General features: G+C 62.8%; 19 protein-coding genes, 1 tRNA gene and 2 pseudogenes. 10 read left to right on the top strand and 12 right to left on the bottom strand.

Features of this window, described 5'->3' with window-relative positions; all coding sequences use genetic code 11:
- The first annotated feature begins 332 nt into the window (after nt 1–332).
- From ACFSOZ_RS13130 to ACFSOZ_RS13115, 4 genes are all read left to right on the top strand, one after another.
- Nucleotides 333–1832 (top strand): ABC transporter substrate-binding protein, encoded by a 1500-nt coding sequence (locus ACFSOZ_RS13130; protein WP_379098263.1) that lies wholly within the window; start codon nt 333–335, stop codon nt 1830–1832.
- A 49-nt stretch (nt 1833–1881) separates the two neighbouring features.
- Complete coding sequence (locus ACFSOZ_RS13125) at nt 1882–3684, top strand: oligopeptide/dipeptide ABC transporter ATP-binding protein (RefSeq protein WP_379098261.1); 1803 nt, start codon at nt 1882–1884, stop codon at nt 3682–3684.
- Nucleotides 3685–3803: 119 nt separating this feature from the next.
- Nucleotides 3804–4544: an ABC transporter permease gene (locus ACFSOZ_RS13120; protein ID WP_379098258.1), complete on the top strand. Its 741-nt coding sequence runs from the start codon at nt 3804–3806 to the stop codon at nt 4542–4544.
- Entirely contained in the window at nt 4545–5534 is a 990-nt protein-coding gene (locus ACFSOZ_RS13115; RefSeq protein ID WP_379098255.1) for an ABC transporter permease, read from the top strand.
- On the opposite strand, the gene ACFSOZ_RS13110 is transcribed toward ACFSOZ_RS13115, so the two are convergent.
- The 6 genes from ACFSOZ_RS13110 to ACFSOZ_RS13085 form a co-directional block, all read right to left on the bottom strand.
- Entirely contained in the window at nt 5524–7389 is a 1866-nt protein-coding gene (locus ACFSOZ_RS13110) for a PAS domain-containing sensor histidine kinase (protein WP_379098252.1), read from the bottom strand. The two genes, ACFSOZ_RS13115 and ACFSOZ_RS13110, sit on opposite strands and share 11 nt — an antisense overlap.
- A gap of 114 nt (nt 7390–7503) precedes the next feature.
- Nucleotides 7504–8160, bottom strand: coding sequence for a response regulator transcription factor (locus tag ACFSOZ_RS13105; RefSeq protein ID WP_379098249.1), 657 nt, complete (start codon nt 8158–8160; stop codon nt 7504–7506).
- 773 nt (nt 8161–8933) lie between these two features.
- A complete protein-coding gene (locus tag ACFSOZ_RS13100; RefSeq protein WP_379098246.1) occupies nt 8934–9863 on the bottom strand; it encodes an MBL fold metallo-hydrolase in 930 nt (309 codons plus the stop codon).
- 569 nt (nt 9864–10432) lie between these two features.
- Complete coding sequence (locus ACFSOZ_RS13095) at nt 10433–12025, bottom strand: MDR family MFS transporter (protein WP_465264460.1); 1593 nt, start codon at nt 12023–12025, stop codon at nt 10433–10435.
- 71 nt (nt 12026–12096) lie between these two features.
- Nucleotides 12097–13344 (bottom strand): HlyD family secretion protein, encoded by a 1248-nt coding sequence (locus tag ACFSOZ_RS13090; RefSeq protein ID WP_379098243.1) that lies wholly within the window; start codon nt 13342–13344, stop codon nt 12097–12099.
- Nucleotides 13345–14672: 1328 nt separating this feature from the next.
- Nucleotides 14673–14748: transfer RNA gene (locus ACFSOZ_RS13085), tRNA-Ile, on the bottom strand.
- Between the two features lie 134 nt (nt 14749–14882).
- Between ACFSOZ_RS13085 and ACFSOZ_RS13080 the strand changes: the two genes are divergently transcribed.
- Nucleotides 14883–15596 (top strand): SIMPL domain-containing protein, encoded by a 714-nt coding sequence (locus ACFSOZ_RS13080; RefSeq protein ID WP_379098240.1) that lies wholly within the window; start codon nt 14883–14885, stop codon nt 15594–15596.
- A gap of 233 nt (nt 15597–15829) precedes the next feature.
- Here the strand turns inward: ACFSOZ_RS13080 and ACFSOZ_RS13075 are convergent, their stop codons facing one another.
- Together ACFSOZ_RS13075 and ACFSOZ_RS13070 are read right to left on the bottom strand one after the other, a co-directional pair.
- Nucleotides 15830–16186 carry a hypothetical protein gene (locus ACFSOZ_RS13075; protein ID WP_379098237.1) on the bottom strand — a complete coding sequence of 119 codons (357 nt, stop codon included), beginning with the start codon at nt 16184–16186 and terminating at the stop codon, nt 15830–15832.
- 272 nt (nt 16187–16458) lie between these two features.
- On the bottom strand, nt 16459–16905 hold the full coding sequence (locus tag ACFSOZ_RS13070; protein ID WP_379098234.1) for a YcgN family cysteine cluster protein: 447 nt from the start codon (nt 16903–16905) through the stop codon (nt 16459–16461).
- A gap of 198 nt (nt 16906–17103) precedes the next feature.
- On the opposite strand from ACFSOZ_RS13070, the gene ACFSOZ_RS13065 reads away from it, so the two are divergent.
- Complete coding sequence (locus ACFSOZ_RS13065; protein ID WP_379098231.1) at nt 17104–19305, top strand: OmpA family protein; 2202 nt, start codon at nt 17104–17106, stop codon at nt 19303–19305.
- Between the two features lie 333 nt (nt 19306–19638).
- Complete coding sequence (locus ACFSOZ_RS13060) at nt 19639–20154, top strand: TIGR00645 family protein (protein ID WP_379098228.1); 516 nt, start codon at nt 19639–19641, stop codon at nt 20152–20154.
- A gap of 112 nt (nt 20155–20266) precedes the next feature.
- Here ACFSOZ_RS13060 and ACFSOZ_RS13055 read toward each other — a convergent pair whose 3' ends face one another.
- Nucleotides 20267–21133, bottom strand: coding sequence for an SDR family oxidoreductase (locus ACFSOZ_RS13055; RefSeq protein ID WP_379098226.1), 867 nt, complete (start codon nt 21131–21133; stop codon nt 20267–20269).
- 210 nt (nt 21134–21343) lie between these two features.
- Nucleotides 21344–21682: pseudogene (locus ACFSOZ_RS13050) on the bottom strand (response regulator transcription factor); the annotation flags it as partial.
- An 831-nt stretch (nt 21683–22513) separates the two neighbouring features.
- On the opposite strand from ACFSOZ_RS13050, the gene istA reads away from it, so the two are divergent.
- Nucleotides 22514–24013, top strand: a complete 1500-nt coding sequence (istA, locus tag ACFSOZ_RS13045; RefSeq protein WP_379092803.1) for an IS21 family transposase — start codon at nt 22514–22516, stop codon at nt 24011–24013.
- On the top strand, nt 24006–24779 hold the full coding sequence (istB, locus tag ACFSOZ_RS13040) for an IS21-like element helper ATPase IstB (protein WP_095090157.1): 774 nt from the start codon (nt 24006–24008) through the stop codon (nt 24777–24779). Before istA ends, istB begins: the two co-directional genes overlap by 8 nt.
- A 51-nt stretch (nt 24780–24830) precedes the next feature.
- Here istB and ACFSOZ_RS13035 read toward each other — a convergent pair whose 3' ends face one another.
- Together ACFSOZ_RS13035 and ACFSOZ_RS13030 are read right to left on the bottom strand one after the other, a co-directional pair.
- Nucleotides 24831–25421 carry a hypothetical protein gene (locus tag ACFSOZ_RS13035; protein ID WP_379098223.1) on the bottom strand — a complete coding sequence of 197 codons (591 nt, stop codon included), beginning with the start codon at nt 25419–25421 and terminating at the stop codon, nt 24831–24833.
- 8 nt (nt 25422–25429) lie between these two features.
- On the bottom strand, nt 25430–26302 hold the full coding sequence (locus ACFSOZ_RS13030; RefSeq protein WP_379098220.1) for a S1C family serine protease: 873 nt from the start codon (nt 26300–26302) through the stop codon (nt 25430–25432).
- Between the two features lie 169 nt (nt 26303–26471).
- Between ACFSOZ_RS13030 and ACFSOZ_RS13025 the strand changes: the two are divergent.
- A pseudogene (locus tag ACFSOZ_RS13025) lies at nt 26472–26665 on the top strand (serine protease); the annotation flags it as partial.

Raw genomic sequence — 26665 nt, 5'->3', positions numbered from 1 at the left:
CCGGCGTCCGCGTTTCAGACAATCTATGCCTGAGGATAGGGTATCCTCTGCTCGAGTCTCATAGACTGCGATCGGTGGGCTGACGTATGGTGCAACCAGGCAGTGTATGTCTGGCTGACTGCGCCGATGTCGAGCGACGAAGGAAAGTCTCGACGGAATCGGCGGATGCCGAGTTGAACAAGGGCCTGAGATGCCCTCTTCGGCTAAGGATTTGAGTGCGTATGGCTTGCCGCAGTCCCCTCGCCGAAAGACTAGGCCAACAGGGACAATTGATGCAGACGTCCTACTCTCGTCCGGCCAGACAATCCTCCAGACCTAGCTTTGGCCTCCGCATGCTGGGACTCGCGCTCGGTTTGCTGTTTTGGGCGGCGCCGGCGTTCGCTCAGGAGGTATTGCGCATTCCGTATGTGGCCGATGTCGGCACATTCGATCCGGACAACGGGTTTGAAACCGGCGCGATGAGCGCGATCAACAACGTCTACGAAGGCCTTGTCGAATACCATCCGGGTTCGACCAGGATCGTTGGTCGGCTCGCCAGGAGTTGGGATATCTCGGACGACGGGCTGACTTACACATTCCACCTGGTCGAAGGCGTCAAGTTCCATGATGGCACGCCATTCAATGCGGCAGCGGTCATAAACTCGTTCGAAAGGCGCCGCGATCGTGGGCTGAGCCTGAGCTACTCCCTGGCCAACGTGAAGGACATGAGGGCGCCCGACGGTTCGACGGTCGTGCTCACGCTGGGCCATCCTCAGCCTTCGCTCCTCGATGCCCTTTCCAGTCCGTGGGGGCCCAAGATCATCAGTCCCGTAGCGCTCGCCGAGCATGACAACGGCGACTTCGCGAAGACCTGGCTCAATGAGCACGCGGTCGGTACTGGTCCATTCAAACTGGCTGAATTCAAACGCGGTCAGCGCTATGTGCTCGAGCGCAACGACGACTACTGGGGTGACAGACCGTTCTTCCGGCAGATCCAGATTTCGGTCGTGCCCGATATCAGCCAGCAGATACTTCAATTGCAGGCGGGTGTGATCGATGCCGTGCCGATCAACTATCCGTTCGCGCAACTCACCAGCCTGCCGGGGGGTCTGGAGGTCACCGCGGCCCCGAGCATGATACCGTACGATCTCTTCGTTAAGCCGAACTCGCCGCTCGACGACGCGGAGGTCCGCAAGGCCGTTTTGACAGCAATCAACCCGGCGCTGTGGGTCAAAGACGCCTTTGGAGAGTTCGCAAGCCTGTCAAGGTCGGTGTATCCGAACGTGATGCTCGACCCAATGAATCCGATCCGGTTTCCGACCGACTTCGAGGCAGCGAAAGCCGCGATCGCCAAACATGGCGCGGTCAATTTGGTCATTGGCCTCCATAGCGCGGCCCCGAGCTACAGCCGCATCGCCGACCTGATGATAGCGCAACTGGCGTTGATCGGCGTAAAGGCAACGGCTTACGTGCTGCCTTCCGGCGCTGCTTACACCTTGAAAGACGACCCAAACCCTCCCGATTTGCTGCTCACGATCGCGGGCCCGGATGCCGCTCATCCGGAGAGCCAGGCCAAGGTGTTCTTCACAAAAGGCGGTCCCCTCAACTTTTTTGGCCGAGTCGTGCCGGAAGCCGATGCCATCGTGGATCAGGCCGGGACGTTGACCGACGTCAAGGAACGCGACGCTCTCTACGAGAGAGCGGGGCAGATGTATTTCGATGCCGGCGTCGTGATCCCGCTTGTCGACGTCAACGATGTGGTTGTCCACGCGAAGGGTCTGAAGGACCTTGGACTTCGTCCCGTGTACCCACCCGGCAACATCGACTTCAGCACGGTTCGCTGGGGACACTGAACTCCGGCCGTCCGGTTCGTTCCGGAAGCAGGTCAGGCTCGCACCGCAAATGATCAAGCTTTCGCACCGAATGTCCGAACCTGTGACCGAGTCCGTTCTCGCCGTCAAAGACCTCTCCGTCTTCCTCAGCCGCGAAGGCCGTCCTTCCCGCGTCCTCGATGGCATCAGTTTCGACATGTTTCCGGGCGAGATCATCGCGCTGGTCGGGGAAAGCGGATCTGGCAAGACAAGCATCGGGCTGACGCTTCAGGGGCTCCTGCCGCGCGAATACCTGCCGCAGGTTGCAGGCTCAATCCGGCTTGCAGGGATCGAGCTTGTCGGCGCGGGACGGCGCACCTGGCGGTTGGCCCGCCGCCAACTCGTCCGTGCCATCTCGCAAGATCCGATGGGCGCACTCAACCCCACGATGACGATCCGCCGCCAGATGCGAGAATCCACTGGGGGCGCCGAGGGATCGATCGAAGACTGGCTCAGCAGAACCGGCGTGCCTGACCCGGACCGCATCGCCGATGCGCTTCCGCATCGCCTGTCGGGGGGGCAGCGTCAACGCGTGCTGATCGCCATGGCAATGATGGCAAGACCGAAGGTGCTCATCGCCGATGAACCGACCACCGCGCTCGATGTCACCATGCAGGCGCAGATCCTTGACCTGTTGCGCGATCTGGCCCGCGAGCAGGAGACGGCAATTCTGTTCGTCACTCACGATCTGGCTGTGGCGGCCTCACTGGCCGACCGCGTCCTGGTTCTCTACGCCGGACGCATCGTTGAGATGGGCCGCATACAGGACGTGGCCCGCAATGCCGCGCACCCCTATTCCGCCGGCCTGCTCGCCGCTCGATTCGATCTGGACTCTGATCGACGGCGCCCGCTTCCCACGCTTCCCTCCGAGCGCACGCCCTCCATAAATTCAGAGAACGCCTGCGCCTACGCGACACGTTGCCCGATCGCCCAGCCAGATTGCACGGCGATCCGCCCACCGCTGGCGCCTGCTCCCGTCCACGGTGGCGCGGTCGCCTGCCTTTACCAGGAGCAAACCCCATCTCTCTCGGCGCAGCGCGCTGGTGCGGAACCATGGCCGGCCCAGGCGATCCAGCAAACCGCGGCCTTGAGGTTGTCTAACGTCGGAAAAACATATCCGACAGGCGCCCGATCGTTTTGGGGACGTCGTCAACCGCGCCCCGCTCTCAGGTCGGTCAACCTCTCGATCAAGCTTGGCGAGTGCGTGGCGCTGGTGGGCGAGAGTGGCGCGGGCAAGTCTACCCTTCTGAGGATTGCTGCCGGGCTCGTGGCACCGGACAGCGGCACTGTTACGCGCTTCGACAAGCTTCCTCCGCAAGTCGTGTTCCAAGACCCCGTGGCGGCGCTGACTCCCTGGCTCACGATCGGCGAGCAGATCGGCGAGCGCCTGAGGACCATTTCGCTGGACAGTGACTACGGCCGACGCCGCGTCGGTGAGGCAATAAAGCTGGTCGGGCTCGATCCGGTCCTGATGGACGCGCTGCCGGCCGAGATGTCGGTCGGGCAATGCCAGCGCGCCGTTTTAGCTCGCGCGGTAATCGTCCCCCCAAGGCTTCTGCTCTGCGATGAACCGATCAGCGCCATGGACGTGTCGCTGGCGGCCACCACATTGAACCTTCTTAGCGACCTTCGGCGGCGGCTCGACATGGCGATGCTGTTCGTGACCCACGACCTGGCGGCAGCCAGGATCATCGCCGACCGTGTCGCGGTGCTGAAGGACGGCGAGTTGGTCGAGGTTGCCGATCCAGATGCCATCATTGCCGCGCCACAGTCCGCCTACACGCGCTCCCTCATCGAGGCGATGCCTAGCCTGCAGGCGGGAGGCGGACGATGACTGGCAGGCCGAGCCCGGAGACCCTGCCTGCGCGACCTCGGTTCAACTGGCGTGATTTCTTCCGGCGTGCCGGTCGGCTTGAAAGCATCGGCATTGTCGGCGTACCTGTCGTCACCCTTGTGGCCGTGCTGGCGCCCTGGATCACGCCGTTCGATCCACAACTGCGCGTCGCCGGGGCCTACCTGCCGCCTTCGGCCGAACATTGGTTCGGCACCGACGAGATCGGCCGCGACCTGTTCTCGCGGGTGATCCTCGGCGTTCGATATACGTGGCTGCCAGGGCTTGCTGTTATCGGTTTCAGTCTCACTTTGGGCTCTCTGCTCGGACTGATTTCGGGCCTCATGGGCGACAAGGTCGATCTGGTCATCGAGCGGATCGTCGACTTGTTCTTAGTCCTTCCAGCAACGCTCATCGCGCTGGCTGTCGTGGCTTCGCTTGGCCCCGGGCTCGTCAACACGATGATCGCGCTCGCGATTTTCTGGTGGCCCTGGTACGCGCGCATATCCCGTGATGAAATTCGTCGCCTCAAGGCCCGTCCTCATGTCGAGGCAGCGCGTATTGCAGGGGTCCGCGGTCCGCGCCTGCTGTTGCGTTACTTGTTGCCGGGTGTGGTCCCGGCGTTGGTCATCGGGGCGTCATTGGATGTCGCCAACATCATCATGACGTTGTCGCTGATGTCGTTCCTTGGCCTTGGACTGCCTGCACCGGCGCCTGAACTCGGAGCGATGACGTCACGCACCCTCGACAGTCTCACCGTCCATTGGTGGCTGCCGATCCTGCCGGCCGCGATCATCTTTCTCCTCTGCCTCCTCGCCAACCTTGCGGGCGACGGCATTCGCGCCGCGCTGAGGGGGACCTAGATGCTGGCATATCTCACCAAAAGCATCGTCGGCGCCGTTGTCGTTCTCCTCGTGATGAGCTTCATCGTTTTCGGTCTCCAAAGCATCATACCCGCCGATCCAGCGCGAGCCATTGCCGGGCCGAGCGCTCCGCCAGAAACCGTCGAAGCGATGCGCAAGCAGCTCGGATTGGACGACCCGGCTGTCGTTCAGTACGGGCGCTTTCTATTGCGCCTCGCGCATGGGGATCTGGGGACGTCGGTAAGAACCCGGCGGCCGGTGTCTGACGACATACGGCAATACCTTCCCGCCACGCTTGAACTCGGACTGACGTCCATCGGTGTGGGAGTGGCGCTGGCCGGCGTCATGGCGGCACTTCAGTTCCTGATTCCGAGATCGGCCGGCATAAGGCTCGCTATGGTGGGGGTGGGCTCCACCCCGATCTTTCTGTCGGCCTTACTTCTCACCTACTTTTTCTGGTTCCGGCTCGATTGGCTTCCCGGAGCGGGGCGGCTTACCAACCGCGACTTCGCAGGCCCTACGGGATTCAACCTCATTGATGGAATACTGGCCGGCCGGCCCGAGGTCAGCGCCGACGCGCTGCTGCACATGATCTTGCCGGCGCTTGCACTGGCGTTGCCCATCGGCGTAGCTGTTGGGCGAAGCCTGAACGGAGCGCTTCACGACGTTATGAGTCAGGCGTATGTTCGGACAGCACGCGGCAAGGGTCTCAGCGAAGTAAAGGTGCTATTGCACCACGGTTTGCGCAATGCTGCCACGGCCCCACTGTCCATGCTCGGCCTGCAGATCCGCCTTCTCTTCGGCAATTTGTTGATTGTCGAGCGCGTCTTCGGATGGCCTGGTCTGGGTCTTTACACAGTCCAGGCTTTTGCCAGCGCCGATCTCCCAGCAGTGCTGGGCGTCGCCATGGTCTTCGGAATTTTGTACATCATGGCCAACACGCTCATCGAGATCGGGCAGTCGATGGCCGATTCCCGGATCAGCCTCTGAAAGCACCCACTCCGTCGCTAACTGTCGCAGCGTTAGGTGTCTTGGCCGAGTTGGCAGCGCTGGTGGGGAGGCTGAAGGTTATCGAGGCCCCCCCTGTCTCGACATTTTCGGCCCAAAGCCGTCCGCAGTGTGCCTCGACAATCGATCGGCAGATTGCCAGGCCCATTCCCATTCCGTCCGGCTTGGTTGTGTAGAACGCCTCGAAAATCAGTTCCGGATTGCTAAGCCCGCGGCCGCGATCTCGCACTTCGACCTCGACTGTACCGTCAATCTGACGCCGCGACACGATCCGCAGGCTTCGCACGTTAGTGGCGACGTCATGCATCGCTTCGATGCCATTGCGGACGAGGTTGAGGACGACCTGTTCCATCTGAACGCGATCGGCAGCCACCTCAGGAAGGTGGGGATCGAGGTGAAGATCCAGCTTGACGCTGCTCGATGCGAGCCTGTCACCCAGCAGATCACATACTTCACGGATCACGGCGTTCAGATCGATCGCGTGCGGTTCGCCTTCAGTCTTGCTGAACAGCGCCCGGATGCGGCTGATCACCTGCGCCGCCGCGTCGGCGTTTTTGATGATTTTCTGGGCGACCCGACTGGCGTGATCGAAGTTTGGCGGATCGGCGTTCAGCCATCTCTGGAACGCGCCGGCGTTGGACACGACCGCCTGCAGTGGCTGGTTGAGCTCGTGCGCAATGGACACCGACAGTTCGGACAGGCTGGCGGCGCGCAAGGCGCGCGCGAGCCGCTCGTCCGCAAGACGCAGGGATTCCTGAGCGCGGACCTCATCGTCGATGTCGAAGTTGACGCCGTACCATCGAAGAATGGTGCCGTCTTCGTCGCGTAGCGGTTCGAAGCGCGAATCGATCCAGCGATATTCGCCATCCTTCCGGCACAGCCTACCTTTGTGCTGGAGTGGCTCTCCACGGGCAAAGGACTTCTGGAACACGGCCTTGACGGCCGCCCGGTCATCTGGATGGAACAACTCCACATGCGAGGCGAATTGGCGCGTGCCACGCGGTTCCACCTTGGTCGAGTCGATACCCGCCCAATCGACGAAACGTTTGTTGAAATAGTACGGTAATCCCGCCGGCGTCATGAGCCAGATCATGGTTGGAACCGTATCGACCAAAAGCCTGAGCTCCCTCTCGCTCTGGCGCAGCGCGGCTTCCGCCTTGCGCCGGTCGTCGATGTCTTCGGTATGGCCATACCAGCCGATAATTCGCCCCCGCTCATCGCGCGAGGCAACACCCGTATCGCGAAACCATCGATAGGTGCCGTCGAACCGGCGCAAACGCTGCTCTTCGATCATCGGCTCGCCCGTCTCTAGGCTGTGGCGCCATTGCGCCATACTCGTCTCGACATCCTCGGGATGGACAAATCTCAGCCACCAGGAAAAGTCGTCGGCATCCATGATCTCGCGCATTTCTTCGGCGGAGACGCCAACGTACTCGAGGGCTGCAGCATTGGGGAACCGAAGGCGCCCGTCCGGATTGGCGGACCAGCCGAGGCCCGGAATATCGGCGACACTAGGTCCGGCTCGCCGATTGGCCTGGTCAAAAAAGCTCATTCTTCTGAATATGTTCACTACCAGCCAGAGGCCAAAAGCGGCGGCAACAAACGCCACCAACCTGACGGCGCCATCCTCGGCCCCATATGGCGGAAACATCACAGATGAAAGCAGACTACCTGCGACAATCGCCGCCAATCCCGCCTTCCATCCCACGCAGATGCATATAACTGCAATGGCGACCAGCAGGCCGGAAGGCTCGCCGGCAAACAATGCAAGTGAGACTGTCGCAGCGCCGATCGCCGCAGCCACGGCGCGGCGTTGTGTCATTGACGTCAGTTCCATTTCAGACCCTCCCGAAACCGCCTATGCGCCGGTTTCGGCATCAACCCCCGCGGACCACTGCGCCTCGCTTCGCCCATATCCTCCCTACAGCGAGAGCCGCATCTCAAGCGGCGTTCAGCGCATCTCAGCCGGCAGAGACTGGCAAGCACTCAACAGATGCGTGAGGGACCTTGCATTCATCTTCTTCATCATGTTGCTCCGATGGAGCTTCACGGTGATTTCGCTGATGCCAAGATCGAAGGCGATCTGCTTGTTCATCGCCCCGGAGACTACAAACCTAAGCACCTCACGCTCGCGGGGAGTGAGCGTCTCGTAAAGCGCCATGGTCTTGCGCGATACGGTCGCCGCGGCTCTTCGGGCAATATCGGCATTGACGGCTGCCGATATTGCGTCGAGGAAGGTCTGGTCGCGCACAGGCTTGGTCAGGAAGTCAACCGCTCCCGCTTTCATCGCCTGCACGCTCATGGCGATGTCGCCGTGGCCCGTCAGGAACACAACCGGCGTCTGTATGCCCTTTGTCAGTAGGAGATGTTGAAGATCGAGGCCGCTCAGACCCGGCATACGTACATCGAGAACCAGGCAAGCCGGGCGATCGGGAAGCTCTGCATCCAGCACTTCCTGGGTCGAAGAGAACGATATCGACTCAATGCCGACCGAATTCAGCAACTCCTCGAGGGAGTCGCGGACCTCTGTGTCATCATCAACGAGAATCGCTATGGGGCTGCCTTCGCTTCCTGAAAATCCTCCGGGTGCTGAATCTAGCGCGCCCATGATCCTCGCCTCAGGGAGATCTGCTGGATACGAAATTGGCTTCGTTTACATAGAATATTATCAACCGCGTGTCCGCCACACGTCAACCATGACCTGGGTTTGATGCCTGCCGCTTGGAACCGATTGAGCGACAGATAGTCCCGTACATGCCCCACCAACGTGTGACGTCACCGTCGGAACTTAGATAGCGGAATTAGGAGCGGCAGCGCTACTACGCCAAAGTGCGATCGAGCAGAGAGGTTTCGATGCCCAACCTATGCTTCGGTATAGGTCTGCATAGCCCAAGGAAAGCCGCGCTGTGACCGGCGCCTGCGCCTGTGCCTGACCAGCCAACACGAGGGCGATCCCGAAGACGAGCGGCCTGGCAATCAGCATAAACATCGCAGTCAGGTTTCCGAGACGTCGTGCCGGGCGCGCCAGGTTCCTGCCCCCCACCTCGCTAGTCCTAATCAAAAAGCGCTCAGTACTCCCAGAAGGTCGGCCGGCGGCAGACGAATCAGGATTGCGAGGACCGCGCGCAGCCTCTGCACGATGCAGACGGGCGGTGCCCGAGCGCCTCGTCCATGACGCGGCGGATGGTGAGCGCGCAGCGGCCGCCTTTGGGGTTGCAGCCGAGACGGCCATAGACCCGGCCGGTCGAGTGCGGCCGCCCCGCCGTGACGGCGGAGCGGACATCCTGATCGGTCAACACATTCCACGAACAGACGATCATGGCGCTATGTTTCTCGACGGTGACGTCATCTAGGCTGGTTCGGTCTTAGCCTAGCGAGCGGTCAGTAGTCCCAGACGGCCGGCACACAACGAAAAGCGTCGCCGTCCACCGCCACATGGCAGAGGGACGGGAACGGCAGGTGAGTGGCCACCAGCGGCTCGCGGTTCGCCGCGAGCTCCCGCATAAGACTGACGCGGACGCGGGCCGCCTCCTCGGGGTCGTGTTCGAAGCCATTGTGCCAGTCGGGATGGTCGAACCCGACCTGGAATACGAGGTCCCCGGCGAACGTCAGCCGGTCGCCGCCGGACGCCAGGCGGACCACGCTGTGCCCGGGGGTGTGGCCGCCGGTGCGGCGGACGACTACGCCTGGCGCCACCTCGTGCTCGTCCTCGAACGTGCGTAGCTGGCTGCGGTAGTCCTGCACGAACCGCTTGGCAGCACGCCGAAGCGCGTCCGGGAACCCCTGTGGCATGGAGACGCGAGAGAAATCGGGGGACTCCCAAAACTTGAGCTCAGCGGCTGCCACGTGAATCCGCAGGTCCGGACGCAGCCGCTCCTTCACTCCGTCGACGAGCAGCCCGCCAATGTGGTCCATGTGCATGTGGGTCAGCACGACGTCAGTCACTGATGCGAGATCGATGCCGGCGGCCTCAAGTCGATGAATCAACTGGCCGGCCCGGGGCAAGTGCAAGTCCGGGTCCGCCCCTAGCCCAGCGTCGACGAGAATGGTCTGGCCGCCGCTGCGCACCACGACCACGTTCAGCGGCCACTCGAGCATCTCCGGCGACAGGAACTCGTCCTCCAGCCAGGCTGCCCGGACGGCCGGGTCGACATTGTATGCCATAGTCTGGGATGGAATTGGTAGTATTCCATCGCTGACAATCAACACGTCAATCTCGCCGACCTTGAGTGCGTAGCGCGACGGAACCAGCTCGTCAGGCCCCGGTCGACCGGAGTGTGAAATGTCGTCCAGGCTCATGTGTGTGCTCATGTTTGTCTCCTGTTGATCGCCTTTCCCACGGCCATATCGGCCGCCTCCACCGCTGGCCCCCGTGGATTGGCACGTGCCTCCATGGACGGCCGATCGGCGTCTGCTGAGGAGATTGCGCCGCCCCAGCCTGCGCGACCATCGAACGGAAGCGTCGGTCATGCCATGCAAAGGTCTATGGCAGACCCTTCGCGAGCTTGGGTGACCCCGCGCAAACATCAGAAGGCCGCTCAATCCAAGCTAACGGCGGCTGTGCCTCTTGCCTGTCGGCGCTACACCAGCGCGTGGGACATCCTGTTCCGCGGTATAAGCCGCCCACGGCCTTGATGCAGTCGACTTCACGCGCGCCCTCAACATAGCGTTCTGATGGCTCTTATCGGCATAGCGTTCTGATGGCTCTTATCGGCGCGCTGGTCGATTGAACAGGTGGGGTCCCTCTCGAATGGTGATAGGTCACAATCACCAACCTTGGAGGATATGCATCATCAAGAGCTAATCTCGCGACAGTCGGAGACTTCATGCGTAGCCGTGTCGGCCGTCACTAGTCTGACTGATCGCGTTGGCCGAGTCGCTCAGTGCGCGCCGCCGGCTTCGATTCGGCCGGGTTTCTTCAGGAGCAGAGTGGCTGCGAGCGCGATCACCAAGGCAATCCCAAGCAGGAAGAACGTGTCGCTGAAAGCCATAATGTAGGCCTGCTGTCGGACTCTCAGTGCAATCGCAATCACCCCTTTGTGCGCGGCGAGCGCGTGGTCGCTAACGCCACGCGACAGGAAGTAGGCGGTGAGCCTCTCGATGCGGGAACGCGTTGCCTCTTCAAACAGTGAGACCGACTGCACCAGCACGTTCGAATGGTACTGCTCGCGCTTGGTGAGGAAGGTCTGCAGCAGCGCGATGCCGACGGCGCCGCCTAGGTTGCGGATCATGTTGAACAAAGCCGATGCTGAGCCGGCGTTCTCCTGCTCGATGCCTGATACGGCGATCGCCGAGAGCGGTGCGAAAACCAGTGCCTGGCCGATGGCCCGCACAATGTTCGGCCAGAACAATTGGTCGCTGGCATAGCCGGCGGTCATGTGCACGTTCATGAAATTCGAGGCGGCGAAGAGTGCAAAGCCGGTCACAATCACAAGGCGCACGTCGAAGCGCTGCATCAGATAAGGAACCAGCGGGATCAGCACGAGCTGCGGCAGGCCGGTCCATGCGAGCACCATGCCGATCTGCTCGGCATTGTAACCTTGGATGCGCGCGAGATAGACTGGCAGGATGAAGACCGACCCGTAGAGTGCTGTTCCCAGCATGAAATTGGCCAGGATGCCGAAGCCGAAATTGCGACGCACGAGCAGCCTCAGGTTGAGCAGCGGATGGCTCGAGGTGAGTTCGATCCAGACGAATAGCGAGAGCGACACGGCCGCGACGATCGCCAGCCGCAGGATGAAAGGCGAGCCGAACCAGTCCTCCTTGTTGCCTTCCTCGAGCACCGTCTGCAGCGCGGCGAGCCCGACGGCCATGGTCACGATGCCGGACCAGTCGCCCTTGCCGAGCAAGGCGAGCCGCATCGGCTGGCGGTCGAGCGAGAACCACAGCATGCCGACCATCAGCGCGCCGGGCACCAGGTTGACGTAGAAGATATACTGCCAGCCCCAGTTCTCGGTGAGATAGCCGCCGATTGTCGGGCCGATCGCTGGCGCGAACGTTGCTGACATTGCGAAGAGCGCCAGTCCGATCGGCTGCCTGGCCTTGGGAAGCAGTGTGATGACGATGGTGAAGGCCATCGGGATAAGCACGCCGCCAGTGAAACCTTGGATGGCCCTCAAGACGATCATCTGCCCGAGGTTGGCGGCAAAGGCACAAGCCACTGAAAAGGCGAGGAATAGTAGTGCGTTGGCGATGAGGTAGTTCCGCAGCGAGAAGACCTGGGACAGCCATCCTGTCAGCGGGATTACGACGATCTCCGCGATGAGATAGGCGGTCGAGATCCAGCCGCCATCGTCGATGCCGGCTCCGATGGCGCCCTGGATGTCGGCCAGCGAGGCATTGACGATCTGAATGTTCAGCACAGCCATGAAGGCACCGAGGGTGGAGCCGACCACCGCCACCCAAACCCGCGGCGAGGCGGCGGTGCCAGCGGTTTCGGTCTCGTTCCGGGCGGTTCGAGCCGGAGTTGGGATCGACGACACGATGCTTGTCACGGCTGCCACTCCTAGCGTGCAGGGAGACGAGCCTAAATGCCCGCGAATTCCTACTCGGCGCGCCCCGTCGCGGCCTCGGCGTTCCAATTGAGGGAGAGCGTATTGGACTGTGCGGACCTGCCATTCGCGGCAAGCACCGTTGCCTTGGTGTCGATGGTCGGCTCGACCGACATGCCAGCCCTTAGCAGGCCACCGAGCTCGTGGTCGTCGATCGCTATCTTCACCGGGATGCGCTGCACGATCTTGGTGAAATTGCCGGTCGCGTTGTCGGGCGGCAGCAGCGCGAACTCGAGGCCGCTTGCCGGTGACAGGCTGTCGACGTGGCCCTCAAGCTCGACGCCAGGGAAGCCGTCGACGGAAACACGTACCGGTTGGCCGTCGCGAACATATGTGAGCTGTGTCTCCTTGAAGTTGGCGACCACATAAATGGCATTCTGCGGCACCACCGCCATCAGCTGAGTGCCGGCCCCGACATACTGGCCAACCCTCAGCGCGCGCGCGCCGACGGTACCGTCGACTGGCGCACTGATGGTCGCATAGGAAAGATTGAGCCTGGCCTGCTCGCCGGCGGCCTGCGCCCGGTCCACCAGCGCAAGCGCCTTGTCGCGTTCTGTAGCGAGAACATCAATCCTGATCTCAGCCGCAACGACCGAAGCTTGGTCGCGCGCCAGACCGGCGGCTAGCTGGTCCGCCTCGGCGCGGCTGGCATCGGCCTTCTGGGCTGTGCCAGTGCCACTCCTGGCCAGCGTGGCGTAACGGTCGGCGTCGGCCGTGGCGAACCTCAGCGAGGCCTGAGTTGCAGCGACCGTTGCCTTCGCCTGGTCGATCAGCGCCCGCTGCAGCACGATCTGTGCGTCGAGATTGCGGACGGTCGCCTCGGCGGCCCGCATGTCGGCCTCGGCCTGGTCGAGCGCGGCGCGGAAGTCGCGGTCGTCGATGCGTGCCAGCACCTGTCCCACCGTAACCTGCTGGTTGTCGCGGACCAGCACCTCGGCGACGTAACCTGAGACCTTCGGTGCGATCGTTGTCGAATCGGCCTTCACAAAAGCGTCGTCGGTCGACTCCAGATATTGGCCTGTCGTCCAATAATCGTAGCCGTAGTAGGTGCCGGCAATTGTGCCCGCCAAAAGCGCAACGGCGGCAAGGACACGCTTGAAGCTCCGACGCCGCGTCGGCGGTACGATTTCGTTCGAGGTCACTGGCGCCAGGAGCGGCAAAGGGGCCGAAACTGGAGATCGAAGGTCGCCGCTCGCCGCAGCGCTGGAAGTAGCTCCAGGATCGAGAAGGTGCTGCGTCATTGCCGATGTTCGCCGTGCAGTTTTTGCGATACGCATCGCGCGTCGACCATACCTGCACAGCCTCCGCAGGCAGGCCCCGGGCAGCGCATGTGGTGGAGCTCCGGCTGGTAATGTGGATGCAAGGACGTCCTGAAACGTTCGGTCGAGTTGCGCAATGCGAGACCAAGCTCGCATGCCGCAATTTCCTCTCCGCTCGAAGCATCCCTCGGTGCGACAGGAGCGCGGTTATCGCCAGACAGCGCAGCGAGTTCTGTTTGAATCGAGATAGTCCGTCCGGGCGTTCCCTCCCCTGCCATCCGCAGAAATTCCGGGCGCAATCCATAGCCGCGCTGGGCAGCAATTCGATTGAATGCCTGCAGCAGAGGTAGCATGAGAAAACTCCTCTAGAGGGTGGTTATGCGTTGTGTGCCTGATCCAATGTCTGCCTAAGCGCCAGGCATCGGCATCACCGTGTCAGCGGCTTCAGCAAGTAGATCGCTTCCGAAAAGTCGCACCTAGTGACTAAAAAGGCTACGCTATCAAACAGATAGGCTTGCCTATCCCGTCGTATCGTGGATCTAGAAATTGTGTTTCCGCTTTACCGCTGCCGGTGGGACGGCGGTACGCGAAAGTCCCTGACTGCTAGAATGTCCACAGCCTGCGGCGAGCCCGCATTTGCCATTTAGCCAGTCTTCCTAAGTCGTTCACTCAGGAAGCATAGACGGAGGTATTGAACGCCCGCTTTTCCCAATGGCCGAGGTCGCCGCGACGAGGAGGCAACAGTTCGCCCGGATCCTGCGACTAGTCGCCGAACGACGGCTGTCGCCCGATCCCGCGTGTCAGGCTGGCGACATGTGTTCCGGTGGGACACTCTAGTAACTTTTTTGGTCAGGCGACGCCCTAGCGCGACCATCGCATCCAACAGCTCCTCAAGCTCGAAAGGTCGAGTGCGCTCCGAACGCCGTTGCGCGATAACACATGGCGGCCGCAACTTCGCCAGCAGCGCCTTTACCTTACCGGGCTGAATACGTTCCAAAAGAATTCCATCGGCGACTCGGCTGCCAAATCGGCCGAGACCAACCCGAATGGCGAGCGTCCTCGAGCATTTTGAGACTGTGGCCGAAGTCAGAACCCGCCTAATTGCACGTCGTTGCCGCCGATTACCGCACGCATCGTTGCAGGGCCTTTCGAAACCAGGGGGCCTGAGCTACGTGTGACGGGTGCTATCAACGAGACGGAGAAAATTGACGAACAGGCCCAAAACCATTTCACTCAAAGTCATTGACTTATTCGCTAACGCTCGATTCATTCTCGAAGAATTAGGCGTAACGTATTGATATATAATAATTTGGTGGGCCCGGAGGGACTCGAACCCCCAACCAAGCGGTTATGAGCCGCCGGCTCTAACCATTGAGCTACAGGCCCCACGCGGGCTGGATTAATGTTTTTCGCATCGCGGCACAAGGCTTTCCCGTCAGGCTTCCGCAGATCGCCCAAATCAACCCATAATCGCACTCTACGCGACCCTTGCGACTTGATCGCAGACCGAGGAGATTTTCATGACCAGACACCTTTTGCCTCTCGCGCTCGCCGCTGCAATCGCTTTTCCGGCGATGGCTGGAGCCACCGATTTGCCGACGCCGCCCCGCATCATCGTGTCAGGCGAAGGCGAAGCAACCGTAGCCCCCGATCTGGCGGTCCTGACGCTCAGCGTCATGCGCGAGGCCAAGACCGCGCGCGCCGCGCTGGACGCCAACAACGACGCCATGGCCGCCGTGATCGCGGCGATGAAGTCGGCCGGCATCAAGGATCGCGACCTGCAGACCGCAGGCATCCAGATCAACCCGCGCTACAACTACACCAACAAGCCGGACGGCAGCCAGGAAGCCGAACTCGTCGCCTACCAGGTGACCAACACGCTGTCGGTGCGGGTGCGCGATGTCGACAAGACGGGCGAGATTCTGGACAAGGCGGTGTCGCTCGGCGTCAACCAGGGCGGCGGCATCGCCTTCACCAATGACAACCCGGCGGCGACCGTCACCGAGGCCCGCAAGAAGGCGGTTGCCAACGCCATGGCCAAGGCCAAGACGCTGGCCGAGGCCGCCGGCGTCAGCATCGGCCGGGTGCTTGAGATCACCGACCAGAACATCGCGCCGACGCCAATGCCGATCAACGCCAAGGCCTTCGATGCCGCAGCCGGTGCTGCGGCTCCGGTACAGGCCGGCGAGAATTCCTACAACGTCCAGGTCACCGTCACCTTCGAGTTGAAGTAAGCGGCTTTGACGACCAGTGGCCGAGCCTTGCTCGGCCCCCGGATCAACTGCCGGATACCGTGCATGAAAAACCCCGCGGGATTGCTCCCGCGGGGTTTTTCGAGCCACACCCTTCAGACGGAAAGGGGCCCAGCTACCCGACCGACCTTCGTAGAAGGTCGTGTCTCCCGGCTAACCCTCGCGGAGGGTTTTGCCGCTGCCGACCTTCGAGAAGGTCGTGTCTCGAGCTGATCTCAGCGATAAATCACCGGGCAGCCGCGGTCATTTGCGAACACGACGACAACACGGTCGCCGTCCTGGCGGCCCGCCACCTTTACCGTACGACGGTTGACGTCGACGATGCGGACGCGGTGGAGACCCATGCGCTCGGCCTTGTCGAGGGCGCGGTCCGGCGAACAGCCACGGCGCCACTCGCCACGGCGTTCATCACGGCGATGGCGATAGCCGTCGTCACCGGCATAGACGCCGAAACGCGTGTCGTTGTTGTTGCCGAAGCCGAGATACAGGCTGTCGGCGTGAGCGGGGATGGCCGCCAGCGTGCTGAGGCCGACCAGTGCCGAAAGGGCTGCCGTCTTCATGGTGTTGAACATCGTCTTCTCTCCTTGTTGCGGGCTTTCGCCCGTCCTCGTGAACCGATGGGGGGAGAATGCACGTGTCTATCTGAACTCTTTGCGAACCGGCTGTTCATCTCCGGTTCATGTGGCGAAAAGGAATTCGCCGGGCCATTTACCATCGTCCACCGCAGGGGTGAATGTTCCAAAACGCCTCAGTCAGGGCCCGGTTCCCAATCCAGCAGATCGGCTTTGAAGATCAGGGCTCGTCGTCCCTGCGCGAGCTACCGCTCGTCGTCCCTGCGCGAGCCCTACGGCTCGTAGTCCAGCATGTAGTCAAAATAGTCTTCCGGCTCGGCCAGGTCGGTCTCGCTCGCCTTGACCCGGCCGCGCATCGATATGCCGGCTTCATGCACGGTCTCGGCGCTGCCCGACACCAGCCGGTGCCACCAGTAGAGATCATGGCCCTCGGCCACCAGCCGGTAGGCGCAGGTGCTGGGCAGCCAGCTGATCGTGCGAACATTCTGCGGTGTCAGCCCGACGCAGTCGGGAACGCGTGCCAGCCGGTTGGCGTAGTCCGAACAGCGGCAGCTCTGCGCGTCGAACAGCCGGCAGCCGACGCTGGTCCAGTAGATCTCGCCGGTGTCCTCGTCCTCGAGCTTCGACAGGCAGCATTTGCCGCAGCCGTCGCACAACGACTCCCACTCGGCCGGGCTCATCGCCTCCAGCGCCTTGGTTTTCCAGAATGGCGTTTCCATTCCCGGGATGTGGCCCCAGCCGCCGGCAAGGTCAAGCGCGACGAAGGTCCGAATGCGGCGGTCGCCAGGCGGAATGACACGAAGTTGCCTTCAAAAGGTCCGCCAATCGCCCCGTCCGGCCTCTATCCCAACCAAACTGGAACCAATCGGCTCGAGATCGGTTTCGGCAAGGATGGGACCCCATAAGGAGAATTTTCGATGAAACGCCAACCACGGATTCTGGCAGGCACCGCACTTGGCCTGCTGATGGCATCCGCGCCGTTGGGCGCGTTCCCGCTTCAGGGAAGTGCCGCGTCCGGCCCCGCCCAGCACTCGTCAGCCGCGTTCATCTTGGCGCAGGCAGCGTGCGCCGAGGGCGAATCGGCCGAGGCCTGCGCGCAGAAGCAGCAAGCGGAGCCGAAACAAAAGCACGAACGGAAAAAGGCCGAGCCGGAGCAGCAGGCGGCGCCCGCCCAGAGCGAGCAGCCCGCAGAGCAGGAGCAGCCGCGCAAGAAGCGTGAGAAGCAGCAACAGCAGACGGAGTCCGCCCCTGCCGAGCAGGCCGCTCCAGCCGTCGAGGAGCAGCAGCCGCGCAAGAAGAAGCGCGACCAGCAGCAGCAGACCGAGCAGGCGCCGGCCGAGCAAGCCGCTCCAGCCGCCGAACAACAGCAGCCCCGCAAGAAGAAGCGCGACCAGCAGCAGCAGACTGAGCAAGCGCCGGCAGAAGCGGCACCCGCGGAGCAGGCAGCACCAGCCGCTGACGAACAGCAGCCGAAACCGCGCAAGAAGAAGCGCGATCAGCAACAGCAGACCGAAGCGCCGGCCGGAGAGGCACCCGCCGGCCAGGCCGAACCTGCCAACGACAACCAGCAGGTCGAGCAGCCCAAGCCGCGCAAGAAGCAAAAGCAGGATCAGCAGGCCGAGCCGACCGAGGTAGCGCCAGCCGTCGCGCCCGCACAGAAGCCTGAGAAGCAGAAGAAGCCTATCGAGGCAGCCAAACCGGCCGTCGTGCCGGAAGCCGCGCCGACGCCGACCGAGAAGGCAGCTCCTGCCGGCGAACAGCCGGCCGCCCAAGGCGAGCAGCCGCAGGACAAGACCAAGAAGCACGGCAAGAAACCTGTCACCGGCGAGCAGCCTGCGACGGCCGAACAACCGGCCAGTGGCGAAAAGCCTGCCACCGGCGAGCAGCCGGCCAATGCCGAGAAGGCCGCGCCTGTCCAGGGCGAGAATCCTGTGCAGGGCGAGGCGCCTGCCGATCCGAACGCCGCTCCGGTTCTGGACAGCCAGAAGGATGCCGAGCGCAAGGGCGGCAGGAAGCAGGGCAACAAGAATGCTCAGCAGAATGGTGAGCAGCAGAGTGATGGGCAAAATGCCCAGCAAGGTGGCGATCAGGGCGAAAAGCCCGTGGTCGCGCCTGTCGATCAGGGTCCGCCGCCCACCGACGACAAGGCTGCCCAGCAGGAGATCAAGCCCGAAAAAATGGTCCCGGTGACGGAGGAAAAAGGCACGCGTGTCGATCGTGCGCCCGACGAGAACATCCGTGACCGCCGCCGCCCCAAGGGCGTCGACGTGCTCAAGGAGATCGGCGACCGCGTCATCATCCAGCTCAACAACCAGACGATCGTCCAGAGCAATGACGGTCCGCGCATGAACCGCGGCGCCAAGGACGTCTACTACGAGGATCTGCCGCAAGGCCGTACACGCGAGACGGTCGAGCGCGACAATGGCGTCCAGATCGTCACCATCCGCAACCGCTATGGTGATGTCATCCAGCGTTCGCGCATCACCCCCGACGGGCGCGAATATGTGCTGAGCTATGTCGAAGAGCGGGACTACCAGGACGAGGGTGACTGGCGCGATCCCGGCGACGACCTGCCGCCGATGCGGCTGACGATCCCGCGGCGGGACTACATCCTCGATTCCGAGGACGTCGAGAGCCCGGACGACTACTACACCTTCCTCGAACAGCCGCCGGTGGAAAAGGTCCAACGCCTCTATTCGATCGATGAGGTCAAGCGTTCGGCCCGGGTGCGCGACATTGCACGCCGCGTCGACCTCGACACGCTGAACTTCGAATTCGGCTCGGCCTCGATTTCCGACACCGAGGTGCAGAAGCTTGAGGGCGTCGCAGGCGCCATGGAGAAGCTGTTGAAGAAGAACCCGGCCGAGACCTTCCTGATCGAAGGTCATACCGACGCCGTCGGCAAACCGGAGGCGAACCTTGCCCTGTCCGATCGCCGCGCGGAATCGGTGGCGGAGGCACTCACCAATGCCTTCGGCATCCCGCCGGAGAACCTGACGACGCAGGGCTATGGCGAGGAGTATCTGAAGGTCAACACGGCCGCGCCCAACCGCGAGAACCGGCGCGTCGCCATTCGCCGCATCACCTCGCTGGTGGCGCCGGTCGCCAGCAACAATTGATCTGCTTTTCCAGAGACTTGAGAAGGCTTCTGGAATCAGATCGGCAAGAAAAGACCCATCCCGGCCTACCGGGATGGGTCGGACCGCGGACAGCACGCCGGTTCAACAAGAATTGTACCGGCATTAGAGCCGGCTCATTGAATCGCGGGCTCACCCACCCCAGATTCTGGACAGGGCGTTCCCTGCCCCGTCCCGACTCCAGCGGGACGCATTGAGCCCCGCCGGTCCCTCACCGGCGGGGTTTTTTGTCTTGCAAACAGGGGCGACCTGACCGAAATACGACCCACCTGCCCTACGGCCCGCTATCCAAAGAGAACCAACCGGAACCACCGTATGAAGCGTCTCGAACTCGCCATCGAATCGATCATCCTTGCCTCGCGCTGGCTGCTGGTCGTCTTCTATCTCGGGCTGGGCGTGGCGCTTGCCATCTATGCGCTGTCCTTCGGCAAGAAGCTCTACGAGTTCGTCACCGTGGCCTTCACGCTCGGTGACACCGACACCATCCTGAAGATGCTCGGCCTGATCGATGCCGCACTGGTCGCCTCGCTGGTGGTGATGGTCATCATCTCGGGCTACGAGAACTTCGTCAGCCGCTTCGACGACGAGGACGGTGGCGTGCATTGGCTGGGCACGATCGATGTCGGTTCGCTGAAGGTCAAGGTCGCCTCGACCATCGTCGCGATCTCCTCCATTCACCTCTTGCAGGTGTTCCTCAACTCGTCCTCCTACACGACCGAACAGCTGATGTGGCTGACCATCATCCACCTCGCCTTCGTCGTCTCGGCGTTCATGCTCGCCTATATCGACCGGCTGATGGGCCTGAGCAAAGGCAAGAAGGGCGAGGAGTGAGGCTGGCGCCTGCCCGGGCGTTGAATCATTCCGGCAGGATCGTCACCCTATCGCCTTGCATGAGCAGGATTTTCCGATGCTGTTGGATTGGCTGTTGGCTGCGCTCGAGCCGCTAATAAATCCCTTTGATCTTCGTGCTCGAATTTGCGAACACCTCGTCCGGCACGAAGAAATCGCCGGCCAGCGGCCCGGTCGCGCCTGGCGCATAGACCGTAAAGTCGCTGACGCCCTCGGCGCGCAGCACCTCTTCGTCGATGTAGAAATTGCCGGTCGCCTCGCGTGATGGCCGCATGAAGATCGCGTGCGCGGCATCGGCCATGATGTCGGGCGAACGGCTCATCGCCGCCACCGTCGCGCCGCCAAGCAGATTGCGCACCGCGGCCGTGTCGATGGTCGAGATCGGCCACAGCGAATTGACCGCGATGCCGTCCCTGGCGAACTCGGCGCTCATGCCCAGCGTGCACATCGACATGCCGAACTTGGCCATGGTGTAGGCAACGTGGTTCTTGAACCATTTGGCCTTCATGTCGAGCGGCGGCGCCAGATTCAGGATGTGAGCATTCCCTGCCAACTTCAGGTGCGGAATGCACATTTTCGACACCAGGAAGGTGCCGCGCGTGTTGATCTGGTGCATCAGATCGTAGCGCTTCATGTCGGTCTCCAGCGTGCCGGTGAGCTGGATCGCGCTGGCGTTGTTGACGCAGATGTCGATGCCGCCGAACTTTTCCACGGTCTTTGCGACCGCCTCTGCAACCTGCGCCTCCTCACGGATGTCGCACAGCACAGGCAGTGCCTTGCCGCCGGCCTGCTCGATCTCTTCAGCCGCGGTGTAGATCGTGCCCGGCAGCTTCGGATGCGGCTCGGCGGTTTTGGCGGCGATCGTCACATTGGCGCCATCACGCGCGGCACGCAGCGCGATCGCCAGCCCGATGCCGCGCGACCCGCCGGAGATGAACAGCGTCTTTCCCTTGAGCGACATTTCCTTGCGCCTCCCTTGATACAGCAGGCGCGAACCTTTGCGCGGCAGGCGACCACAGCGCAAGGCCCGACACGCTGGACGCCGAGTTACGCTGCGTAGGGTTATGACCAATGCATGTCGCCCAAAAGTGGCCCCGGTTTTGGGACAACGGCATGCACAAAAACAAAGACCTAAAGCGCGGCGCCTGAATCCTTTCAAACGCGACGCGCTCTAGACCAGCACCAGCCCCTGGCGCATCGCAATGGCGATCGCGTCGGTGCGGTTGGCGGCACCGAGCTTGATCAGGATTGCGGCGACATGGAACTTCGCCGTGTGCACGGAAATGTTCAACCGCCGCGCGATCACCTTGTTGGGTGCGCCCTCGGCCAGCAGCGCCAGCACTTCCGCCTCGCGCGGCGACAGCGAAGGCCGGGCGGCGTGCTCGTCGGAGGCTTCATCCTCGAACAGCTCACCCTCACCGGTATGGAAATCGTCATGGCGCCCGCTTCTGCCATCGCCCGATACGCGATAGCCGGCCGCCGCCAGCCGCGCCGCCGCGGCGATCAACAAATGTCGATGGCGGTTGAGAACCGCGTATAGATGGCGCCGAGAGGGAATTGATGCGGAATTCGGCTCGGAGTGGTGCTGAATGACGCTGATGATCTGATTTGGTTGGGGATGAGAGCGCGGGATGCGCCGACAGGAGCCCGGAGGGCGACTGAGGCGCATCCCGCGCTGCGTCCGCGCATGCTACATGTGCGGAGCGCCGCAATCAGACATCGACCCACTACCACGTAAACTCGATGTCCTATCCCAACGGCCCGTGTGAGGGACTTGCAGGTCCCCGGGCACTGATGCCGACTGGTTCACGGTATGCGCCAGCATAATGGCATTGGCGCATTCCGTCGAGCTTTTCCCCGCAATCCCGACGGCGTTCCGAGAGGTTCGCCGCCGCAATGCAAACCGGTCGTTTCTTTCTCTGCGCACGGTGCCGCTCACAGGTCTTGCTTTGCCGGCATTGCGATCGGGGTCAGCGCTTCTGTGGTTCTGACTGCGCCCATGAAGCCCGCCGTGACAGTCTGCGTGCGGCGGGGCTGCGCTACCAGAACACCCGCCGGGGCCGCTTTGCCCACGCCGACCGCTCCCGCCGATATCGCCAGCGCTGCAAAAACAACGTGACGCATCAGTCTGCACCTTGTCTGCCGGATGGTTCACGACTGAACGCGCCCCTGATCGACGGCACCGTCGCACTGGACGACGTCACCGCTGAAGCGGTGCCATCGATCCCTCCGGCTCCGTGCTGCCGGCGCTGCAGTTGTCGGCTGCCGCCGTTCTTTCGCGGCGGCTTCGTGCGTCGCCGAGGGGCCTATGTCCGTCAACACGACTATGGAGACCCAACCGATGACCATATCCGCCGAGAAGGAAGCGATGATCCTGCGCCTGTACCACGTTGAGAGGTGGCGCTGTGGAACGATCGCAACGCAATTGCATTGCCACCATACGACGGTCTTCCGGGTTCTGAAGGAGGCCGGTCTGCCCCGCCACAGGCCGGTGATACGTCCCGCCGAGATCGACCAGTATCTGCCGTTCGTCCAGCGGACGCTTGAGACATATCCAGACCTGACCGCCAGCCGCCTGTACGGGATGGTGCAGGAGCGCGGCTACAAGGGCTCGTCCTCCCACTTCCGGCATATGATCGCGCTCCACCGTCCGCGCAAGGCTGCGGAAGCGTTCCTGCGTCTGCGCACCCTGCCGGGCGAGCAAGGCCAGGTCGACTGGGCGCATTTTGGTCACATCGAAATCGGCAAGGCTCGCCGCCCGCTGATGGCCTTCGTCATGGTGTTGTCCTACTCGCGCGACATCTATCTGCGCTTCTTTCTTGATGCCCGCATGGAAAACTTCCTGCGCGGCCACGCCGGTGCGTTCAACGCCTGGAATGGTTTGCCCAGGGTGCTGCTCTATGACAACCTTAAGAGCGCTGTGCTTGAGCGTCACGGCGATGCCATCCGGTTCCATCCGACACTTCTGGCCTTCGCGGGCCATTATCGCTTCGAGCCCCGTCCCGTCGCCGTGGCGCGGGGCAACGAAAAGGGCCGCGTCGAGCGCGCCATTCGCCACATCCGGGAAGCCTTCTTCATCGCCCGCAAGTTCAAGGACCTCGACGATCTGAATGCCCAGGCCGAACAATGGTGCCGCAACCAGGCCGCCGACCGGCCATGCCCCGAGGACCGGACGATGACGGTTCGTCAGGTGTTTGCGCAGGAGCAGCCCATGCTTCTGCCATTGCCCACCAACCCGTACCCCATCGAGGAGCAGATCGCCGCGAAGGTCGGAAAGACACCCTATGTCCGCTTCGACCTGAACGATTACTCGGTTCCCCATACTCATGTCCGGCGCACGCTCACCGTGCGCGCCGATCTCGCCCAGGTCCGGATATTCGATGCCGCCACGATGATCGCCAGCCACCGCCGCAGCTACGACCGGGGCCAGCAGATCGAAGACCCCCGGCACCTCAAGGCGCTCGTCGCCGTCAAGCGCGAAGCGCGCCAGCATCGGGGCCTCAACAGTTTGACGCGCGCCGTGCCGGCCTGCCAGAAACTGATGATCCACGCCGCCGAGCGCGGCGCCAATATCGGCGCGATCACCAATGCCATGCTCAAACTGCTCGACCTCTACGGCGCCACCGAACTCCAGGCCGCCGTCGAAGATGCCTTGCAGGCCGGGGCCTCTCATTCGAGATCGGTTCACGTCGCGCTCGAACGCCGCCGGATCGCGCGTGGCGCTCCACCGCCGGTCGAAACAAGGCTGCCGGAGCATGTCCGCAAAAAGGATACGGTCGTACAGCCCCACAAGCTCGACCGTTACGATCAACTCACTTGCGCAGGCAACGACGATGAATAATCCCGGCATCCTGTTCAACCGCGCCAGGGCGCTGCGCCTCAATGGCCTGATCGCCCACTGGGACGAAATCGCCGACGCGCCGTGGCTGGCCGCCGTGCTTCAATGGGAGGAAGAAGAGCGCTCCGACCGCTCATTGCGGCGACGCATGCGCGCCGCCAGGCTTGGCCACTTCAGGCAACTGGCCGATTACGACTGGAAATGGCCGCGTCGTATCGATCGCGCCGCCATCGAGGAACTGATGACGCTGTCCTTCGTCAAGGAGGCCGCCAACATCGTCCTTATCGGCCCTAACGGCGTCGGCAAGTCCACGCTCGCTCTTAACGTCGCCTACCAGGCGCTGGTCGCCGGCCATTCGGTCCTCTTCCGCACCGCCAGCGAAATGCTCGGCGAGCTCGCCGCCATCGACAGCGATTCCATGCTCCGCCGAAAGCTGCAGTACTATGCGGCGCCCGATATCCTGGTCATCGACGAGGTCGGATATCTCTCCTATTCCAACCGTCATGCCGATCTGCTGTTCGATCTCATCAGCCGCCGATACGAGAAACGCTCGACCATCGTCACCACCAACAAGCCCTTCGCGCAATGGTCGGAGGTCTTCCCCAATGCCGCCTGCGTCGTCAGTCTGGTCGATCGCCTTTTGCACCATTGTGAGGTCATTCCCATCGAAGGCGATTCTTACCGCTTCAAGGAAGCCTCCGAGCGCTCGAAGGCGCAGCGTCAACAACGCACCAGCCACCCCGCTGACGAAAAGGAGCCTGCAGCATGACCGGAAATCCTCATCAGCCGTCCGGTCTCGGGCGTGGAATCCAGTTCATCGTCAATGCCGAATGGACACCCGAGCAAGCAGCCGCCGTCTTCGAACTCCTCGACGATCTGCGAGACTGCATCTGGAGCCGTTACGCTCCCCACATCCAGCAGTTTGTCCGTCACCAACAAGCCCCTGACCATCAGCACCCTTCCAGCGACGAGCAGACAGGGCAAAAGCCCCATCCTCTCGATCCCTCCTGGTAAAAAATACAAAGCGGCCCCATCGGGCCAAGCGGCCCCATCGGGCCGCTTTCTCCCCCACAATCCTCGGCACCATTTGTCCGCGCTTTCTCGCAGCCGTTAACAACAAATCGTCCGCGCCCGCGGGCATTATCGCCATCACCTCGCCGGCAGGCCGCTCGCCGCTGCCCGACAGCAGCACCCGTGGCGTGGAGGCCGGCACGGCATCACCACTGCTGTCGTCAACGATGGCGACATCGGCGGTACCGCCGCCAGCCACGACCGGCAGCAGGTCGTCGCTCGCGGCAAGCGAGGCAGCCAGGCGCTCGGCGCGCCCCGCATCGCCAAGCGCAACCAGCACCACCAGCCGCCGCGAGGCGGCGCCGTCATGCATGATCACGTCGCTGGTGGGCGTGTCCATCGCTCCTCTCAGGAAAGCGGCTTTTCGCCGATGGTCAGCACAACGTCGCGCTGTTCACCGCCGCGCACGACGCCGAGTGTCACCGAAGCGCCGGCGCTGTCGGGCCCGAGCCTGCGGATCAGGTCGCGCGGGCCATGCACGGCCTCGCCGTTCCACGCCACGATGATGTCGCCGAGCGAAAGGCCGGCGGCCTTGGCCGGGCCTTCGTCGTCGAGGCTCATCACCATCGCGCCATGCGCGTCGCGGTCGCGCACCGGGTGCAGGCCGGCGCCGAGATAGCCGCGCGCGACATGACCCTTCTCGCGCAAGGTCGCAACCGCCCGCTCGATCGTCTCGTACGGCATGACCAGCGCCCGGTGGCGCGGCCCGAACAACAGCATGCCGATCAGCGCGCCCTTGGCATCGAGGACCGGGCCGCCCTCGAAACGGCCGCCCGCGCCGACCGCCAGATTGATGCGCCGGTCGATGGTGCCACCGCGCATCGAGCGCCAGGCCGGGCCGACCTCGCCGACCGAGCCCGACACGGCCAGCGCCGATCCCTGGCTGTTGCCGATGGCGATGGCGATGTTGCCGGGCCGCACCGCATCGGCCTTGGCAAGCGAAGGCGCCTTTGCCGCATCGGCCGGCTTCAGCAGGGCGACGCCGGTGGAAGGATCGCGGCCGACCAGTTCGGCCTTCACCGTCTCGCCCGACGCCAGCGTCAGCTCGATCTCCTCGCCAGCCTCGACGGCTTCCTCGGCGGTGACAAAATAGCCGTCGCGCCAGTGGAAGGCGCTTGCCGTGCGATGATGATGCGTGGCCAAACTCGCCGTGGCCGGTGCCACCTTGGCGGCGAGGTCGGCGATGGCCTCGGAAAATGCGCTGAGATTGAAATCGCTCATAGTGGTCTCCTGGGTTTCTTGCATAGCCCAGATATCGCGCGGCAGCGCGCTTGGAGGTACTCGTCTGACGGCTAGTTGCTGGTTCGACTGGCCATCTGGTCAGGTCGCGGCGGTTCCGGCCGCTCCGCACATATAGTCACGATCTATACTGAACACACGGAGCCCACCCATGGCCCTCGCCGCCGCCAAATTGCAAACCGACGACGCATTGCTCGACGCCTATTCGACGACGGTCGCCGACGCCGTCGACCGCATCGGCCCCGCCGTCTGCCGCATCGAGCGCATTGGCGGTCAGGGCGGCCATGGCTCCGGCTTCGTCATCGCGCCGGACGGGCTGGTCGTCACCAATTTCCATGTCGTCGG

The organism is Mesorhizobium newzealandense, from assembly GCF_042682145.1.
Taxonomy (GTDB): domain Bacteria; phylum Pseudomonadota; class Alphaproteobacteria; order Rhizobiales; family Rhizobiaceae; genus Mesorhizobium; species Mesorhizobium newzealandense.
Note: the sequence above shows the minus strand (reverse complement) of the source record. Positions and strands in the feature narration are given on the sequence as shown.